Below are 15,584 nucleotides of genomic sequence, written 5' to 3'. Positions count from 1 at the left end.
AGACTCCTGCTCTATCCGTTTGCTGCTAAATGATTGAGAGATCGTCTACCAATTTGATTTGTAATTCCTCCAAATGTACCTTCCCTCCCTTGCCTTACCATGCCGGAAGCAGCGCGTCATCTGAAGGAATTGCTGTCAAAATCGGTTAGAAACTAAATTGCGTTCTGAGATTGCCGATGTACACCGTTGAATTGCTATCAAAGTTATTAGGGTTAAAGATAGCGTAGAAGGAAGGTACGATCGCAACGTTTCTATTTAGCGGGAAGTAGTACGATGCCTCCAGTTCATACTGCTTACCTCCATCGCCTCTACCAGAAAGGAGAAACTCACGTCCGCTTAAATAGGTGTGAGGAACGAGGAACGAAACGACGCCCAGCGCTCCTTTTTTGCCCAAGTCTGGAAACCCTAAGCCAAGCTGAAACGCCTGCACTTTTACCTCGCCGCTTGCTCGCGCTGCATTCACCGGATCGATCTCTGTGACGCCATAAGAATAGCGCCCAAAAATACCAAACTTGGGGCTAATTAACCAATCAAAGTTGGCAACAAACGCATCTGCGCTAGCATCGTTCAGCGTCCCGCCAAATCCATCATCGGCATAGCCATAGGGCAAGGGTTCGCCCACTGCTCCGCCGATAAAGCCATTGTAGGCACGGAGATTGCTTCGAGCATACAAGAGCCGCAGGGTAAAGGCGTTGGAGGGCGCAAATGCCAGTTCTCCGATCGCCATGTTGGTGCTGTTAAACAGCCCTCTCGCTGGGTTGCTAGATGTGTTGAAGCCCAGCGCCGAGTTCAAGAATTCTGTATTTTCTGCAAGGTAGGCAGCCGTGAACTTAAACTGGGGGCTAATTGTCCAAACTAGAGCAATTCCAGAGCCGCGATCGATTGCCGAGAACAAGGTGCTGCCACTAGAGTTAAAGCTTCCTGCCCCAGTCAGAAAGTTAGTAAATCGATTGCCGTCAAAGTATTTGTAAACATTCAAGCGAGGGCCCACCGCAACCCGAATACTGTCGTTTAGCGGAAAGGTGTAGGACAACTCTCGCAGGTAAACGGCATTTGAGCCAGCTTGCGGGGTGCCGGTTTGATCGGTAAAGGGGGTGCCCCAACTGTTGAAAAAGCCAGCCGATATAAGCTGGTTAGCTGGAGAGCTTGCATTTCCAGCCACCAGTTGCGTAATTAGCGAATCTTTGCCCGTAAACGAGGTGTTGAGCGTTAAGAACAGGTAATTGCTGAGGGTGATGTTGGGTTCGCGGCGCTGAACGCGAGAAGGAATGCCAGTGATGCCACGGCTGGGCGGAAGGTTGGGGTTGTTTGGCTGAGCTAGCGATCGCTCTGTCGTCACATCACCCGATGTAAAGGCACCGGTAAGGTTAACCCACAGTTGCCCGCTCAGTTTCGTGGTTGTAGAAAATTGCTGTCGCTCAAGGGTCGTTGTTCGAGCTTCAAGAGCATCGACTCGCCCGCGCAGGGTTGCCAGTTCTGCGGCAAATTCTTCTTGCAGTTTTTGCAGGGTTGCCAAGTCTTCTTTTTTGACTAAATCGGCAGTAGAAGCCGCGATCAGTTCATTTACCCGATCAAGGCAAGCGTTTAGCCCAGCAGCAAACTCGTAGCGGGTCAGTGCCCGATTTCCACGATAGGTACGATCAGGATATCCCGCAATGCAGCCATAGCGCTCGACGAGAGATTGTAGCGCCTGAAATGCCCAATCGGTTGGTCTGACATCTCCCAACTGCGAGACTGAGGTCACTTGAGACATTTCCGAACGTTCATCAACAGGGGCATCGGCTGACATGCCAGTAACATTAAGGCTACTTTGGTAGTCTTCCGCCATCCTGTGTGTTGGCGTTGATTCGGGTGATGGAAAAGGCGCATCTTCTGGCGATGGCAATTGCGCTATTTTTTGCGACTCTTTCAGCAATTCATGATTTGTAAATTGGCTATCTGTAACCTGTGCATCCAATTTACTTACAAGTTCTGTAGTAGAAACAGGGGACGTTGTTGCTACGATTCCTACGGATGGTTTCGAGAGCGGTTGATGAACGTCTGCCGTGGCTTTGTGGGGCATGACAAAGCCTGCCCATAACCAAACTGGAGTCGTTAGAATCAGACTCCGCATTGCTTTAAGGTTCAACATGATCCTCACACTTTTGTTTTGAGACGATGACAAGAAAGGGTTTGGTTTAGCCGTAGGTATGCCAGCTTTACCCCAATGAATTTGGGCAAAAAGAACCTACTTGAAACCCTCTAGCTGAATGCCTTTAAATTTTGTTAGCCTGCGTTCTGTCTTCAATGTGCCACCTATTAATCTTCACTTCGCTAGACATCTGTATCTTTAGCACCAGGAGTTTGAGAGTGATAGGTTGTTTTAGAGCGATGCAGGGCGAGTCGTTTTCTAGAGCAAATCCACAACAATCGATAATGTAAATTGGCAGTTGTTATGATCTCCACATGTGTTGGAGAAACGGTCGAAGAAATGGCTGACAGATTGACAGATATAAGTTCATAATCGCTAACGGGCAAGGCACAATATAATTTAGACACGTATTTTGTATACAGCAAAAGTTAAATCAAAATTGTAATGTCCATCACAATCATCTCTATAGATTGATCTGTTTGGCGACCTTAAACCCACCTTTAGACTCCAATTTAGACTTTAGTTAGAGGACAAATCGGCTTGACGTTAACCCCGCAGTCTTTGCAGCGATCGCAGTCTCTCCAAGAACAGGCTTACCAAGCCCTCCGCACCTCGATTTTGTCGGGCACCTTGTTTCCTGGGCAACGGCTTGTGGAAACACAGCTTGCTCAGATGTTGCAGGTTAGCCGTACACCGATTCGAGAAGCGCTGAGGCAGTTACAGCAATCAAATCTTGCTGTGATCGATGCCCACGGTGTCATGCGAGTAGCCTTGTTTACGAGCACAGATGCGATGCAGCTTTATGAATGCCGAATTGCGCTGGAGCAAGTCTCGGTGAGTGAAGCGTGTCGCTATGCAACCGACGATCAGCTAAAACAGATCAGCGCCCTGATTCAAAAAGCAGAAAAACTGCTGAGTGCCAAGCCGACCAAATTAACCAACGCTCAGTTGCTCGATGTAGACTATCAGTTTCACCGGGCGATCGCCCAAGCCTCTAGAAACGAGTGGCTGGTGTCGCTGCTTGATCAACTCTTCGATAAAATGATGCTGCTCCGCATCCAAACTATGCACAACAATCCGGCGGTGTTAGAAATTCGGTTAGAGCATCGTCAGGTGTATGATGCGATCGCGGGTCGGGATGCCCAGAAAGCAGTTGCCATGACCAAAGCGCATCTGATTGCCAGCCAAGCGCGAGTTGTACGCGAACTCGAACAACTCCAGCAGCAAATCTCTGCGGCGCATTCTTAAAGTGCGATCGCGAAAATGCTTTAGCTACCTCGGTAGGTGCTGTATGCCCAAGGCGAGGTGAGCAGTGGGACATGGTAGTGGGCGTTGCGATCGCCAATGCCAAACTGAATCGGAACCCGATTGAGAAATGGCATCGTTTGAGCATCGCTGCTTTGGGCAAAATAATCGCCCACGCCAAAGACCAGTTCGTAGATGCCCATCTTCAGGTCACCATCACTCAACAGAGGCTGATCGGTGCGTCCATCACCATTTGTAGTGAGCGTTTTCAGCAGCATTTTCTGATGAGTTTTCCCATCGATCGCCCACAGTTCTATCTGCATGTTGGCGGCAGGGCATCCCTTCGCCGTGTCTAAAACGTGAGTGGTAAGCGTTCCCATGCTGGCTCCTTTAGGTCAACTAGTTCAACGGTCCTGATAAAATGGTGTGTGCGATCGCGCTCATAATATCCCTGCCATCTTCGTGTTTGAGGTTGGCATACCACTGTTTTGTGGTTTCAGGGTTTTTGCCATGGGTCACGTCCGATCGTTTCCGCGCTCGCTTAATGATGTCAGCCACGCGATCGAGGCGAGCCGTTTGATACCGGCTCAGTGCATCTTCAACGCTGATGTTCGTCGTTTGCAAATAGTTGGTCAGCACCAGCGCATCTTCCATGGCTTGACAGCCGCCCTGCCCTAAATCTGGAGCCGTTCCATGGGCAGCATCTCCGATTAGGGCAACCCGCCCCCGTATTAGCCTGGGTAACGGGTCAATATCATGAATCTCGATCCGGTTTGTGGTTTGCGGATCAAGCCGCTGAATGAGCAGTTGCACCGGCGATGCCCATCCCTTAAAAAACTGGGATAGCTCTTCCCGGTAGAGGTCAGGTTGGCTGGCAGTGCCTTTCGGCAGCGGAACGTCGAAGAAAAAGTAGAAGCGATCGCCGCCAATGGGCATGATTGATGCGCGCTTGTGATCGCCAACATAAGTCACCCAGCTATCTTTAGGAGCCAGGTCTTCACGGGCATCTACTAAGCCATTCCAGTTAACATATCCAACGTAGTTTCGCTCGATCGGTGCGCCCAAGACCTCGCTTCGTAGGCGCGATCGCGTCCCATCGGCAGCAATCAACACATCGCCTGTCGCTCTGTGCCCGTCTTCAAAGATTGCCGTCACGCTGTGTTCATCTTGCTCGATGCCAACGCAGGTTGAGTCGAGGCGAAGATGCTCGGCTCCAAACCGGTTGAGCAGCAACGCTTGGAGATCGGTGCGAGCCATCGGGTAGGGGCGCTGCCCAACATCCTGAATGAGCGGCTGCAAGCTAAATTCGGTCAGCGTCTCCCCGGTAGAACTGTAGTATGCCATCCGATCCATCTGTCCGCCAATGTCTGCAACTGCTTTGCCGAGCCCCAAGCGGTTTAGCACTTTGACTCCGTTTGACCACAGAGAAATCGCGGCTCCGGCGGGGCGAAGTTGTTTCACTCGATCGTACAGTTCAACGGTGTATCCCGCCTGCTGCAAGGCAATTCCAGCCGTTAAGCCACCCATGCCTGCGCCGACTACGATCGCGTTTAAATTGTGCATGATAGATTTGATTTGCCTCTCTAGCTTCAAACAATGCAGCTTCAAACAATGCAAAGCCTTGAGCCTAAGCTTTTACGACTGTATACAGCACACAATAGTGACACAAAATCAGACGGTAAACCACTCACAAACCGATGAAATGTCGGGACGCTCGCTGTAGGGAAGCTTAGCAAAGCTGATCACACAGTAGCGCACGTCTGGCTTAAACTCTATGTGCCGGTTGAGCAACGTTGTAGGTTTAAGGGATAGTTTGAGAAAAATAGAAAAACGGATAATTTCAATACATTTTTTGTTCCTGTTCAGTCGTATGGTGCATAAAACAATAAATATCGAGTCAGCCTCTAGGGTTCCGGTTTGAGTTAGCAACGCTTAAGCGACTGGTCCGAGAGAGGCAAGCGAGTTAGAAAGTTTTTCAACCAAACTGACTTACTGCTACACGGCGGGATAAAAGCCCGGGAGAAGCATTCACCTACTGACCCTTAGGTCATGGGGGGCTGTTGTGGCTTCCGGCTTTTGTTGTTAGACGCTGTTGGTGAGTCTGGAGACGGGTTTATTGAAGAAATGATTAGCACGATTTTAGATGGCTCATGGCACTGGGCAGAACGGGCATCTACTGTCGGGCGGCGTTGGGGATCGTCTGTATCGGGTGTAACAGTTTCAGTTGCGCTTTCTCTGGTACATCGACGAAAGACCTTTGATCTCACGCCTTTAGCAACAGCGCACCGTCTATTGTGAAGTTTTTGGTAAAAGCAAGTTATGAAACGACAATCATTCATTGCTGGTGTTGCTCTTTTTTTGGCTAGCCTAACGCTGACGATCAGTTGCGCTAACCCTGCCTCTATGATCAAAACTAGCAACGACACTGCTAGCACAGGGACGGGTGGCGCGGCAGCAGGGACTCGGTTAGGGTATAGTGCGTGGCCTGGTTGGTTTCCCTGGAAAGTTGCTGAAGAGCAAAATATTTTTTCTGCCAACAATGTCCCAGTTGATTTGAAATGGTTTGATGGCTATTTAGAATCGATCAACACCCTAACTGCTCAGCAAATTGAGGCAAATAGCCAGACGTTGAATGATACGGTAAGTGCGATCGCAGGCGGAGCCGATCAGGTGGTTGTGCTGGTAAACGACAACTCTACAGGCAACGATCAGGTGATCGTTCGGGAAGGTATTAATACGATCGCAGATCTAAAAGGCAAAAAAATTGCCGCCGAAGAAGGCGCGGTCGATCATTTCATGCTGCTGCTGGGTCTAGAACGGGAAGGCTTGTCACCCAGCGATATTCAATTTGTGCCGTTAGAAACTGGCAAAGCGGCCGCTGCCTTTGTAGGTGGACAGGTCGATGCGGTCGCCGTGTTTGCGCCATTCACAACACAAGCGCTGAAACGCCCTGGCAGTAAAGAATTATTTAGCTCGAAAGAATTTCCGGGAGCCATTCCCGATCATCTCGTAGTGTCTCGCAAGTTTTTAAACGAGCATCCCGATCGCGTTCAAGCTATGGTCGATTCTTGGTTTGCCACGTTGGATTATATTCAGAAAAATGCTGAGCAAGCCAGTGAAATCATGGCAAAGCGGGCAGGGGTCAGCGTTGAGGAATACAAAGGCTATGCCCAGGGCACCAAGATCTTTACGCTCGAAGAAAACCTGCAAGCGTTTCAGCCAGGAAATACCATGAGTTCGCTATCCTACGCCGCGACTGAAATGGCAAATTTTCTACAAGAAGTCGGTTTGGTAAAACAGAAGCCTGACCTCACCAAACTATTTGACGATCGCTTTGTCAAAGCCTATGCCGCCAAAGCCAAGAAAGCCTGACGCCGTTTCTTCCCTCTTTCCCATGCGCCAAAGCACCAACCCCATCGACCCGTCGCGTAAATCTCTCAACTCAACCGTTTTCTGGCGGCTTGCCGAAGATATCCCGAAACCGTTGCAAACGGGGTTGATGGTTGCCTCGATCGCAGTTCCACTGCTGCTGTGGTGGCTGATCACCACGTTTGGCACGATCGATCCCACGTTTCTCCCCTCTCCTGGCAATGTGCTCACTGCATTTGGCAGATTATGGAGCACAGGCGAACTGCTGCAAGACACCGTAGCGAGTCTGTGGCGAGTTGGGGTTGGCTTTGCGGTGGCTGTGTTTTGCTCAATTCCGGTTGGGGTGTTGATGGGCAGTTTTTCTAGCATTCGTGCCTTGCTAGAGCCATTGTTTGGGTTGATCCGCTATATGCCTGCGCCTGCTTTTATTCCATTGTTGATTCTTTATCTCGGCATTGGCGAAGAACCGAAGGTGACTCTGATTTTCATTGGAGTTTTCTTCTTTAACTCGCTGATGGTGATGGATACAGTTAAATTTGTGCCAAAAGATTTGATTGAGGCAACTTATACCCTGGGCGGAAATCGGCTCCAAACCTTGCTCCAGGTGATTTTTCCCCATGTGCTCCCTGGGATCATTGATGCCAGCCGGATTAATTTGGCGGCGGCGTGGCAGTTGGTGATTGTGTCTGAGCTAATTGCGGCAACCGAGGGGTTGGGGCGGCGAATTAGCGTTGCAGGTCGCTTTCTCAGAACTGATGAGATTTTTGTTGGCTTAATTGTAATCGGAGTGATTGGCTTAGCATTCGATTTATCATTTCAATATTTGCTGAGACTTTCTTGTAGTTGGGCATCTCAAAAGCGTTAATAATTCTGTTTACAAACGAGTTGAATTACAGCTTAGGATTGCGCGCTTCTAGTCTACGGTTTTTATTTCGCATTCTTCTACCTTAAGGTCTAACTCATGTTTCTAACAATCAACAACTTGCATAAACATTTCAATACCAAGAGTGGAAATCTTGTGGTTTTGAAAGATATTAATATGGGCATTCAGCGCGGCGAATTTATTTGTGCGGTGGGTGCCTCTGGATCGGGCAAGTCTACGCTGCTGCGACAGATTGCGGGGCTAGATCAGCCGACGAGCGGAGAAGTAAAAATCGACAACCAAACCGTGAATGGGCCAGGACCCGATCGCGGCATGGTATTTCAGCACTACACACTGTTTCCGTGGATGAGTGTGCAGGAAAATGCTGAGTTTGGGCTAAAGTTGCAAGGTTTGTCAAAAAAAGAACGGCGGGAAAAAGCTAGCACCTATTTAGATGTGGTGGGTCTTTCTAGGTTTGCAAAGTCGTTGCCCAATGAGCTATCGGGCGGCATGAAACAACGGGTTGCGATCGCACGGGCTTTAGCGTCAGAACCGAAAGTGTTGCTCATGGATGAACCCTTTGGCGCGTTAGACGTTCACACGAAAGAATCCATGCATCAATTTATGCTGGAACTGTGGGAACGCACTGGTCTCACCGTGTTTATGATTACTCACGATGTTGAGGAAGCGGTTTTTCTATCCAATCGAATTTATGCATTGGGTGCTCGACCGGGCACGGTGCGCCGAGAAATGAGGATCGAGTTACCGGAGCGATCGCAGCAGATCAAGCGCAATTCAACGTTCCACGATTACCGAGACGAATTGATGGAACTGATGCGAGGACATGGGCAAGAGGCAATGATCGCTGCGTAGCGAATTGGCACGCTTCCTACCCTACTGGATTAGATCGTTGCTACTTTTGGAGGTCGTTTACAAGCAGAAAACTTATTAAGCTAAGGCGATGATTTGAACCCACTGCGATCGCTAAAGGCTATGAAGCGACAGCAACGATCTCAAGTGAAAACCTTCCTAGGCACTAGCCTGCTGACCTTTCTAACGCTAGTGCTTATTTTTTTCGGACTGCCTGCGCTTTTTCTGCTGTTCAACGTGCCGTCTTTTAAAGTTGGTGAGGGAGTTCTGTGGGTTCTGAGTTGGCAAAACACCGCTGAAAGCTCTGCCATCCGATTTAATGTGGTTCCCCTGGTAGGGGTGGCTCTAGTATCGGGACTTCTCAGCCTATGGACTCAACATCGGCAGCCTCGTAACCATTGAACGCAGGCAGTGAGAGGCTTTGAAGCTTGCGGAGCTACTGCGATCGCTCAGTCTAGACGATTCAGAGAAGTCCCTGCGATCGCACTCATCGGTTTCCCAGCGATCGCAGCGGCGCTAATCGAGTAACAGCCTAGCCATTCTGTAGTAAGTTGCCCAGCGACGCGGATCGGGCTGAGCGCGCCACTGATCACGACTCACAGCAATTGACAAAATAGGGGCTTCTGAGCCGCCCACGCGACCCGTCACAATTACGGAGGCGTTGCTCGCTAGAATGTCTTTATCGAAACTTCGCTGTACGGCAGCCCGCGCCGCCAGTTCTGCCCGCCGTGCCAGCGAATCAAAGCTTTCGTTGGGCAAGCGATCGAGGGCAAGATCAACTCGCAAGACGTAAGCTTGGGTCGGCGTCGGGGCAACCGCCGCATCGATTCCCCACAGTAGCCCGGATAGACCTAAAGCCAGCGTGAAACCAAGCGCAAATTTTGAGTGGGTCGGCATAAATTTACAGGTAACAAAACAATCCAACTCAGAATGGACAGCAAATCGTCTGATTCATCATAGTTTGATGTTTCAGAAAAGCAGTTTTTTTCTATGATGTTGTTTGTCGCACGCTATTTTTGAAGCGTGGATGACAAATAAACGTTTGAGGTGGCGGCGATGGCAAATCATTGGGCAATTACAGTCGGAATTAATCACTATCGATCGCTTCAAGCGCTGAGTTTTGCCCAACAAGATGCACAAACTCTCTGCGAAACTTTGGTGAGTGAAGCAGGCTTTTTACCCGATCACTGCATTCTCATGACCGATACCTCCCCAGAGGTGGTGGGGCGATCGACCTATCCAAGTCGAGATAATTTGCAGCACTGGATTCGCTTTTTTCAACAAGAATTGGCGCATTCCGAAGATTGGGTATGGGTATTTTTTAGCGGCTATGGCGTTTGTCTTAACGGACAAGATTATTTATTAGGCATTGAAGGCGATCCCACCAATATTGCTTCTACAGGAGTCACTTTGCGATCGCTGTTCGAGCAATTGAGCACCTTGCCGACCGATCGCCTGCTGCTGCTGTTGGATATGAACCGCAGCCAAGGAACTTTAGCGGGCGAAAATCTTGGCACCGAAACAATTGCCCTGGCAAAAGAATTTGGCATTCCCACGATGCTGTCGTGCCGCCCAGAAGAATTTTCCCATGAGGTGATGTCGCTCAATCAAGGATTGTTTACCACGGCACTTGTAGAAGGACTGCGATCGCATCAATGCTCAACCCTATCTGGGTTAGAAGACTTTCTCACCGCTCGTCTTCCCGAACTGTGCGATCACCACAACCGCCCCTTGCAGCATCCGATTCTCATTATCTCAAACCCAGAACAGGTTTATCAGGTGATTACTCCTGTCAACTGGGCAGAGACAGAACCCTGGAAACCGGCTATCCCCAACCCGTTTAGCATTGAGGAAGACTTTTTCGACACGTCTGTCATTGATGCCGAACCTGCGCCTTTGCCAACCCCTCCGCCGCTAGCAGTCGCTCCGCCCTATTTAGCCATGCCTGATGCTGAAACAAAACCTGCTGCACCAAGACCCGATGCGCTTGATGCCCCAGCCAACCCGGTGTATGTGCCATCCCCGTCAGTGGCTCCGCCCGACCCAAAGCCTGTAGATGCGGCGATCAGAAATGCCCCGAATGAGACCCTTTGGGAAAAAATCTTGTTTGGAGGGAGTGCTGTGCTGCTGGTCTTGCTGTTGGGCGTGCTGTGGCGACAGCGCGATAGTTTGTTTGGGCAACAAACCGCCGCCCCACCTGCGGCTCAAGTCAATGTCTCAGATGCTGCCCAACCCACCGCTCAATCCACTGCCCAACCTACCGCTCAGCCTACTGCCCAACCTCCGATCGCATCGGGTAATCGCACCTCGTCTAATACGCCAAAGCCTGCTCCTTCACCGGGCGTTGCACCCACAAAAGCCGGAGCACCTTCGAGCCAGCAACTGTTAGAGAATGCTCGATCAGTCATCAAGCCGGTCAACGCTTCTGATGCCAATAAAGCGATCGCGATCGCGCTTAAAATTCCACCGACCGATCCGCTCTATAACCAGGCGCAGCAAGATATTGATCGCTGGAGCCGCAACATTCTAGACATTGCCAAAAACCGCGCTCAGCAGAAAAACTATAAGCAAGCGATCGCGGCGGCTCAGTTAGTTCCTAGCGAACGCCCGCAGCTTTATGCCGAAGCCCAAAAATCGATCACCCAATGGAAGAGCGCCCGTTAGCCCAACCTCCAAGTTCAGATCGTTTTGCTAACCAGTTAGACTAAGAGAGGACTTTGCAATCAGTAAGAGGAGCAGGAATGATTAGCCCGGATCAGGTTGAAGCAATGATCAAGGCTGGGTTGCCCAATTCCCAAGTAGCGGTGATCAGCAACGATGGAGAGCATTTTGAGGTTACAGTTGTCTCTTCGTCGTTTGAGGGCAAGCGCCGCGTGCAACAGCATCAGCTTGTTTATGGTGCCGTCAAACAGGCGATCGCATCAGAAGCAATTCATGCCCTAGCCCTCAACACGTTTACTCCTGAAGAATGGGCAGCAAAGCCCTAGTCCACTTTTACTGAAGTTTATTTCTAAATAACGCCATGACAGACACTCACGATCGCATTGACACGCTAGTCAAACAGAACAAAATCCTCGTATTCATGAAGGGCAGCAAGCTGATGCCCATGTGCGGATTCTCGAACAACGTCGTTCAGATTCTCAATGCCCTAGGCGTTCCCTACGAAACAGTGGATGTGCTTGAAGATCCTGAGATTCGCCAAGGGATCAAAGACTATTCCAGTTGGCCCACCATTCCCCAAGTTTATGTAAATGGTGAGTTTTTAGGCGGCTCTGACATCCTAATCGAGCTATACCAGAAAGGTGAACTCCAAGAAGTGGTAGAGGTCGCGTTGGCGTCGTAAAACGTCTTGATGACACAAAACTTTAAGACACGGGGGAAAAGCCTGCCCACCGTGGCGCAATTCTCGTAAACGCCGATCGGAACCAGCAAAACTGCCCCTCAGAAACGCGAAAGGGCGCTCAGCAAAGCGCCCTAACCTATTTCTTAACGATAGTCTCGGTCTGGTTCTGGCATCGTCATCTCGAAGTTTGAGCGATCGTAAAGGAAGCGCGTGATTTCTTCTTCTAGCCGATGAATTTGGAACGGCTCTAAAACGCTGGAGTGGCGAAGGGAGGCAATATACCCTTCTATGTACATGCGGAGATCATCATAGCGATATCCCCGATTCCAGTGCTCAATCAGAGCGTCAGTGAGCCGTTGGTAATATCGAATGGTGGGCGCGTCTTGAAGCATAAGTCCCGTATGAACGACAACGATGTCCTATCAGCAATGTTTTATAGAAAGAACTTACATCTCTAATCCCATTATCTTAACATTAAGGTTTGCTGGCTCAAGAAATGTTATGTAGTCCCAACGGCAGAACCTTGAGGAATACTTTCTGTTTTATGTAGGATTAAGGCTAGGTCAGGGTAACAGGCGTTACAAACCAACAGTGATAGGCTTTGCTAATGTGGGAGGCAGCAAACTAACGGAAATCAGCCCCCGTGGGAGCCTCAAATATTCAAATCGTAGAAGGAAACCCGCATCTGCGATCGCTTCTTGGATGGCATTTACAGCAGGCAGGATATCATGTCCATCAGTCGGCTGATTTGCACCAAGGTCGCGAGATCTTTCTGATGCGGCAGCCGAATCTGGTAATTCTCGATTCTGAATTACCCGATGGAGATGGAGTAGAGTTTTGTCGTTGGCTACAGCAGCAACAACTCGCGATGATCCTGATGCTGTCGGCTCGCACGTCGGAGCCTGACATTGTAGAAGGCTTGCGAGCAGGGGCAGATGACTATCTGACCAAGCCGTTTGGCATGCAAGAATTTTTGGCGAGGGTAGATGCCTTGATGCGGCGACGGCGAGCGGCAGCCCCTCCGGCTCATTTAGATTTTGGCGATCTAAAAATCGATTTGGTGCATCGCCGGGTTCACTTTAAAGGACAACTGATCGAGCTAACGCCGCAGGAATTTAGTTTGCTGTATGTGCTGGCTCAGGCGGGAGGAACGGCGCTCAGTCGATCGGAGTTGCTGCAACGGGCGTGGCCTGACGCGATCGACAATCCCCGGACGGTTGATACCCATGTGCTGTCTCTCCGAAAAAAGGTCGAGATTGATCCCCGCCAGCCGAATCTGATTCAAACCGTTAGAAATGTGGGTTACCGGCTAAATTTAGAACTGCTGAATGCGCCCTCTTATTCCCAGAATGGGCATCATCCCCAGCGAAAGGTGATTGCCTCTTCGGGTCGTTAATCCCACTCGGCGGATTCTTCGGCTTCCACATGAGCGATCGCATCTCTCAATTCTTGCCAATCTACCCGATCGCTTGCTTCATTGTGGATAAGTTCACCGCGATGCAAGTGCAGCACTCGCAGGCAACACTGGGCTGCAAAGTCTAAATTATGAGTGGCAACCAAGACGGTTTGAGGCAGGTCTGAAAGAAGCTTGAGAAGCTGATCTTGGCGTCTGGCATCTAGGGAAGCGGTGGGTTCGTCAAGCGCTAAGATAGCCGGTTGACAGACAAAAGCACGGGCGATCGCGACCCATTGCCGCTCCCCAACCGACATCTGAAGCTCGGTGCGCTCTAGCCAGTCACGAGGAATCTGCAAGCGCTCTATCCCTTCGTTGACGCGCTGTTCAACTTCTCGTTGCGGCAAGCCTCTGAGTTTAAGTGGATATTCTATCGCTTGCTGGACGGTCATTCCCAGCAGTTTCGGCTCTTGTGAAACGAGGATTATCTGCTGGCGGAGAGAAATCGCCGGAATTTGGGAGAAGGGTTTTCCCTCAAAGTAAAGCAATCCCTGGGTTGGGTCACTGAGGCGATTGAGCAGTTTCAGCAGAGACGTTTTGCCCGATCCTGATGCGCCGACGATCGCGATCCGCTCGCCTTTGGAGACGTTAAAGGAGAGCGATCGCAGCACATACGATCCGGCTGGCGGACGCAGCTTTTTAGTGGCAATGCGTCCTGCCGCAAAACTGACGTGTTCGGCTCGAAGTTGTGCGGTCAATAGTTTCTATCCCAAACGGCAACCGTCGTTTAGAAGTGTATCTTGCTCTTTCACCACTTTGAGAAAGTTGGTGCGTTCTTCCTAATTCAACGTCGTAGCCGTCCAGATCGTCCACGCATCAACCAGCAACAGCAGCATCGTGGACCCCAGCAAGATTAGATACATCCACGGCTGAGAAAGCGGTTTGACATCTTGCGTATCAATTCCCGTTTCTTGCTGCACACGCTCCACAAATCGAGAAAACCCGACCATCCGCATCGGCAGAAGATATCCTTCCCCTGATCGGCTCAGAAAGTAGTACACCAATCCGCCTTGTCCGGTCGTGCGAGGCTTAAGCGCTTTCACATCTGACCAAGCGAGGTGCCAACCTTTACGAAAAAATCGCGGAACCCAGACCGGGTAAGTGACTTGAATGCCGTTGGAATCAACAATTACCCGTTCGCTTAAGACGCCAAAGAGAATGAGTGCCCCGATCGCAAGTCCAACCCACAACCACCCTGCCGGAACTGGCGCATCTGTCGCTTTTGCCAAGAACGGGAGCGGGGTTGTCAACACCACATAAAGGCTGAGCAGCGTGACTCGGATCAAAGGCGAAATCCGAAAAACTTGAGTCGATTTTGAAGGATCAGCAGCGGTCATAGAATCTTTGTAACTAAACCACTACACATTTTTTCAGTGCATAGGTTTTTCAAGGGCTGAAAACCTAAACGATCTCAATTTTACCAAGAAATGGATTGCGGTGATGTTCTAGATACGCCTGCACCAATTCCTGCGTTAGATTCCCTGTACTCCCTGCCTCATATCCAATTGCCCAAAACTGCTTCCCCCAATATCGCTTCTCCAACTCTGGATAGTCTTACTGGATTTTCTTAATTAGAGCGATCGCAACGTTCGACCCTTAGATCCGCCGAATCTGATCACTAAATAGCCCTCATCTATCACTCTAAACAGGGCAAAAACAACCTAAAGTACTAAACCGTACCGTATTTCTAGTCAGCAATTTGGCATTCACAATTCATTCGCACTCGATCTCTATTTCAGTTCAAGGCTAGTTTAAATTTTCTTTATAAAATGGCAAATCTGATGAAGATTGATAGAACTACGTGGGCATTTTGAATCTTCTTAGTAGGATAAGTTTCAGAAGACAGTAATTTTACTGTCGGATGTTAAAGATTACACAAACTTTTCGGTGATTTAACTGGGAACGGCTGAGGTTGCATCACTTCTTGAAGTGCTATCAGATGTTTAGACAAGGATGTAGGCTTGTTACTTGATAAACCTATTCATTGTTAGACGCCTGAGTGATTTGCTGTTAACTATCAAGTAACAAACTCCTGGGAGGGACAGGGACTCATTTCACAAGTTTTTCTATTGTAGTGAATAGCTGTAGTAAACAACAGATTTACTCGTTACTTACCAATAGTCAAGCTACAAAGTGCATTGAACTACTCTCTGCTTGACAGCAATCTTCAAGTGAATAGTTGCTGACATTTGTTTAGTTAGGAAGAAATAACGCTCCTTTGTTGCTCTAAAGCAGAATTGTCTCAATTTGATACTTCGGGCAAAATTTGAGCAGAGTTTGAGCCTCAAAGCCTGATTCAACTGTGGACAGA

Annotated in this window: 17 protein-coding genes, 1 pseudogene and 1 riboswitch; of the genes and pseudogenes, 10 read left to right on the top strand and 8 right to left on the bottom strand. The window is 49.5% G+C overall.

Annotation, left to right across the window (positions count from 1 at the left end):
• Positions 1-145: 145 nt before the first annotated feature.
• On the bottom strand, positions 146-2,131 hold the full coding sequence (locus tag GS601_RS13240; protein WP_238393252.1) for an iron uptake porin: 1,986 nt from the start codon (positions 2,129-2,131) through the stop codon (positions 146-148).
• A 540-nt stretch (positions 2,132-2,671) separates the two neighbouring features.
• Between GS601_RS13240 and GS601_RS13235 the strand changes: the two genes are divergently transcribed.
• Positions 2,672-3,379 (top strand): GntR family transcriptional regulator, encoded by a 708-nt coding sequence (locus GS601_RS13235; protein WP_202925071.1) that lies wholly within the window; start codon positions 2,672-2,674, stop codon positions 3,377-3,379.
• Positions 3,380-3,399: 20 nt separating this feature from the next.
• Here GS601_RS13235 and uraH read toward each other — a convergent pair whose 3' ends face one another.
• Positions 3,400-3,756 (bottom strand): hydroxyisourate hydrolase, encoded by a 357-nt coding sequence (gene uraH, locus GS601_RS13230; RefSeq protein ID WP_162423759.1) that lies wholly within the window; start codon positions 3,754-3,756, stop codon positions 3,400-3,402.
• Positions 3,757-3,775: 19 nt separating this feature from the next.
• A complete protein-coding gene (gene hpxO / locus GS601_RS13225; RefSeq protein ID WP_162423758.1) occupies positions 3,776-4,939 on the bottom strand; it encodes an FAD-dependent urate hydroxylase HpxO in 1,164 nt (387 codons plus the stop codon).
• Between the two features lie 330 nt (positions 4,940-5,269).
• Positions 5,270-5,400, top strand: a riboswitch (guanidine-I (ykkC/yxkD leader).
• A gap of 25 nt (positions 5,401-5,425) precedes the next feature.
• On the opposite strand from hpxO, the gene GS601_RS13220 reads away from it, so the two are divergent.
• From GS601_RS13220 to GS601_RS13200, 5 genes are all read left to right on the top strand, one after another.
• A complete protein-coding gene (locus GS601_RS13220) occupies positions 5,426-5,674 on the top strand; it encodes a hypothetical protein (RefSeq protein ID WP_162423757.1) in 249 nt (82 codons plus the stop codon).
• 105 nt (positions 5,675-5,779) lie between these two features.
• Positions 5,780-6,748 carry an ABC transporter substrate-binding protein gene (locus tag GS601_RS13215; protein WP_238393251.1) on the top strand — a complete coding sequence of 323 codons (969 nt, stop codon included), beginning with the start codon at positions 5,780-5,782 and terminating at the stop codon, positions 6,746-6,748.
• The gene (locus GS601_RS13210) at positions 6,723-7,610 is read left to right on the top strand and encodes an ABC transporter permease (RefSeq protein ID WP_338017035.1); all 888 of its coding nucleotides are present in this window, start codon (positions 6,723-6,725) and stop codon (positions 7,608-7,610) included. Before GS601_RS13215 ends, GS601_RS13210 begins: the two co-directional genes overlap by 26 nt.
• Before the next feature lie 153 nt (positions 7,611-7,763).
• On the top strand, positions 7,764-8,480 hold the full coding sequence (locus GS601_RS13205; RefSeq protein WP_338017034.1) for an ABC transporter ATP-binding protein: 717 nt from the start codon (positions 7,764-7,766) through the stop codon (positions 8,478-8,480).
• A 120-nt stretch (positions 8,481-8,600) separates the two neighbouring features.
• Positions 8,601-8,879: a hypothetical protein gene (locus tag GS601_RS13200; RefSeq protein ID WP_162423754.1), complete on the top strand. Its 279-nt coding sequence runs from the start codon at positions 8,601-8,603 to the stop codon at positions 8,877-8,879.
• 114 nt (positions 8,880-8,993) lie between these two features.
• Here GS601_RS13200 and GS601_RS13195 read toward each other — a convergent pair whose 3' ends face one another.
• The gene (locus GS601_RS13195; protein ID WP_162423753.1) at positions 8,994-9,374 is read right to left on the bottom strand and encodes a hypothetical protein; all 381 of its coding nucleotides are present in this window, start codon (positions 9,372-9,374) and stop codon (positions 8,994-8,996) included.
• Between the two features lie 159 nt (positions 9,375-9,533).
• On the opposite strand from GS601_RS13195, the gene GS601_RS13190 reads away from it, so the two are divergent.
• The 3 genes from GS601_RS13190 to grxD are packed head-to-tail and all read left to right on the top strand — an operon-like array spanning position 9,534 to position 11,820.
• Positions 9,534-11,141 (top strand): caspase family protein, encoded by a 1,608-nt coding sequence (locus GS601_RS13190; protein WP_162423752.1) that lies wholly within the window; start codon positions 9,534-9,536, stop codon positions 11,139-11,141.
• A 53-nt stretch (positions 11,142-11,194) separates the two neighbouring features.
• Entirely contained in the window at positions 11,195-11,464 is a 270-nt protein-coding gene (locus GS601_RS13185) for a BolA family protein (protein WP_338017033.1), read from the top strand.
• Positions 11,465-11,499: 35 nt separating this feature from the next.
• The gene (gene grxD / locus GS601_RS13180) at positions 11,500-11,820 is read left to right on the top strand and encodes a Grx4 family monothiol glutaredoxin (RefSeq protein WP_162423751.1); all 321 of its coding nucleotides are present in this window, start codon (positions 11,500-11,502) and stop codon (positions 11,818-11,820) included.
• Between the two features lie 143 nt (positions 11,821-11,963).
• Here grxD and GS601_RS13175 read toward each other — a convergent pair whose 3' ends face one another.
• Positions 11,964-12,212: a DUF6761 family protein gene (locus tag GS601_RS13175; RefSeq protein ID WP_162423750.1), complete on the bottom strand. Its 249-nt coding sequence runs from the start codon at positions 12,210-12,212 to the stop codon at positions 11,964-11,966.
• Between the two features lie 251 nt (positions 12,213-12,463).
• Between GS601_RS13175 and GS601_RS13170 the strand changes: the two genes are divergently transcribed.
• Positions 12,464-13,216: a response regulator gene (locus GS601_RS13170; RefSeq protein WP_162423749.1), complete on the top strand. Its 753-nt coding sequence runs from the start codon at positions 12,464-12,466 to the stop codon at positions 13,214-13,216.
• Here the strand turns inward: GS601_RS13170 and GS601_RS13165 are convergent.
• The 3 genes and pseudogenes from GS601_RS13165 to GS601_RS23945 form a co-directional block, all read right to left on the bottom strand.
• Positions 13,213-13,971 (bottom strand): ABC transporter ATP-binding protein, encoded by a 759-nt coding sequence (locus GS601_RS13165; RefSeq protein WP_238393250.1) that lies wholly within the window; start codon positions 13,969-13,971, stop codon positions 13,213-13,215. The genes GS601_RS13170 and GS601_RS13165 overlap by 4 nt on opposite strands.
• Before the next feature lie 81 nt (positions 13,972-14,052).
• The gene (locus tag GS601_RS13160) at positions 14,053-14,610 is read right to left on the bottom strand and encodes a hypothetical protein (RefSeq protein ID WP_162423748.1); all 558 of its coding nucleotides are present in this window, start codon (positions 14,608-14,610) and stop codon (positions 14,053-14,055) included.
• 64 nt (positions 14,611-14,674) lie between these two features.
• Positions 14,675-14,827 (bottom strand): annotated as a pseudogene (locus GS601_RS23945) (transposase); the annotation flags it as partial.
• Between the last annotated feature and the right edge of the window lie 757 nt (positions 14,828-15,584).

The sequence above is a fragment of the Myxacorys almedinensis A genome (genome assembly GCF_010091945.1).
In the GTDB taxonomy this organism is placed as follows: domain Bacteria; phylum Cyanobacteriota; class Cyanobacteriia; order Leptolyngbyales; family Leptolyngbyaceae; genus Myxacorys; species Myxacorys almedinensis.
This window is presented reverse-complemented; position numbering and strand designations above follow the sequence as displayed.

Coding starts and splice junctions, on each gene's coding strand:
- GS601_RS13195 (WP_162423753.1), bottom strand. CDS start 9,374: ATGCCGACCCACTCAAAATTTGCGCTTGGTTTCACGCTGGCTTTAGGT.
- GS601_RS13210 (WP_338017035.1), top strand. CDS start 6,723: ATGCCGCCAAAGCCAAGAAAGCCTGACGCCGTTTCTTCCCTCTTTCCC.
- GS601_RS13190 (WP_162423752.1), top strand. CDS start 9,534: ATGGCAAATCATTGGGCAATTACAGTCGGAATTAATCACTATCGATCG.
- uraH (WP_162423759.1), bottom strand. CDS start 3,756: ATGGGAACGCTTACCACTCACGTTTTAGACACGGCGAAGGGATGCCCT.
- hpxO (WP_162423758.1), bottom strand. CDS start 4,939: ATGCACAATTTAAACGCGATCGTAGTCGGCGCAGGCATGGGTGGCTTA.
- GS601_RS13175 (WP_162423750.1), bottom strand. CDS start 12,212: ATGCTTCAAGACGCGCCCACCATTCGATATTACCAACGGCTCACTGAC.
- GS601_RS13200 (WP_162423754.1), top strand. CDS start 8,601: ATGAAGCGACAGCAACGATCTCAAGTGAAAACCTTCCTAGGCACTAGC.
- GS601_RS13240 (WP_238393252.1), bottom strand. CDS start 2,131: ATGTTGAACCTTAAAGCAATGCGGAGTCTGATTCTAACGACTCCAGTT.
- GS601_RS13160 (WP_162423748.1), bottom strand. CDS start 14,610: ATGACCGCTGCTGATCCTTCAAAATCGACTCAAGTTTTTCGGATTTCG.
- GS601_RS13220 (WP_162423757.1), top strand. CDS start 5,426: ATGGGGGGCTGTTGTGGCTTCCGGCTTTTGTTGTTAGACGCTGTTGGT.
- GS601_RS13215 (WP_238393251.1), top strand. CDS start 5,780: ATGATCAAAACTAGCAACGACACTGCTAGCACAGGGACGGGTGGCGCG.
- grxD (WP_162423751.1), top strand. CDS start 11,500: ATGACAGACACTCACGATCGCATTGACACGCTAGTCAAACAGAACAAA.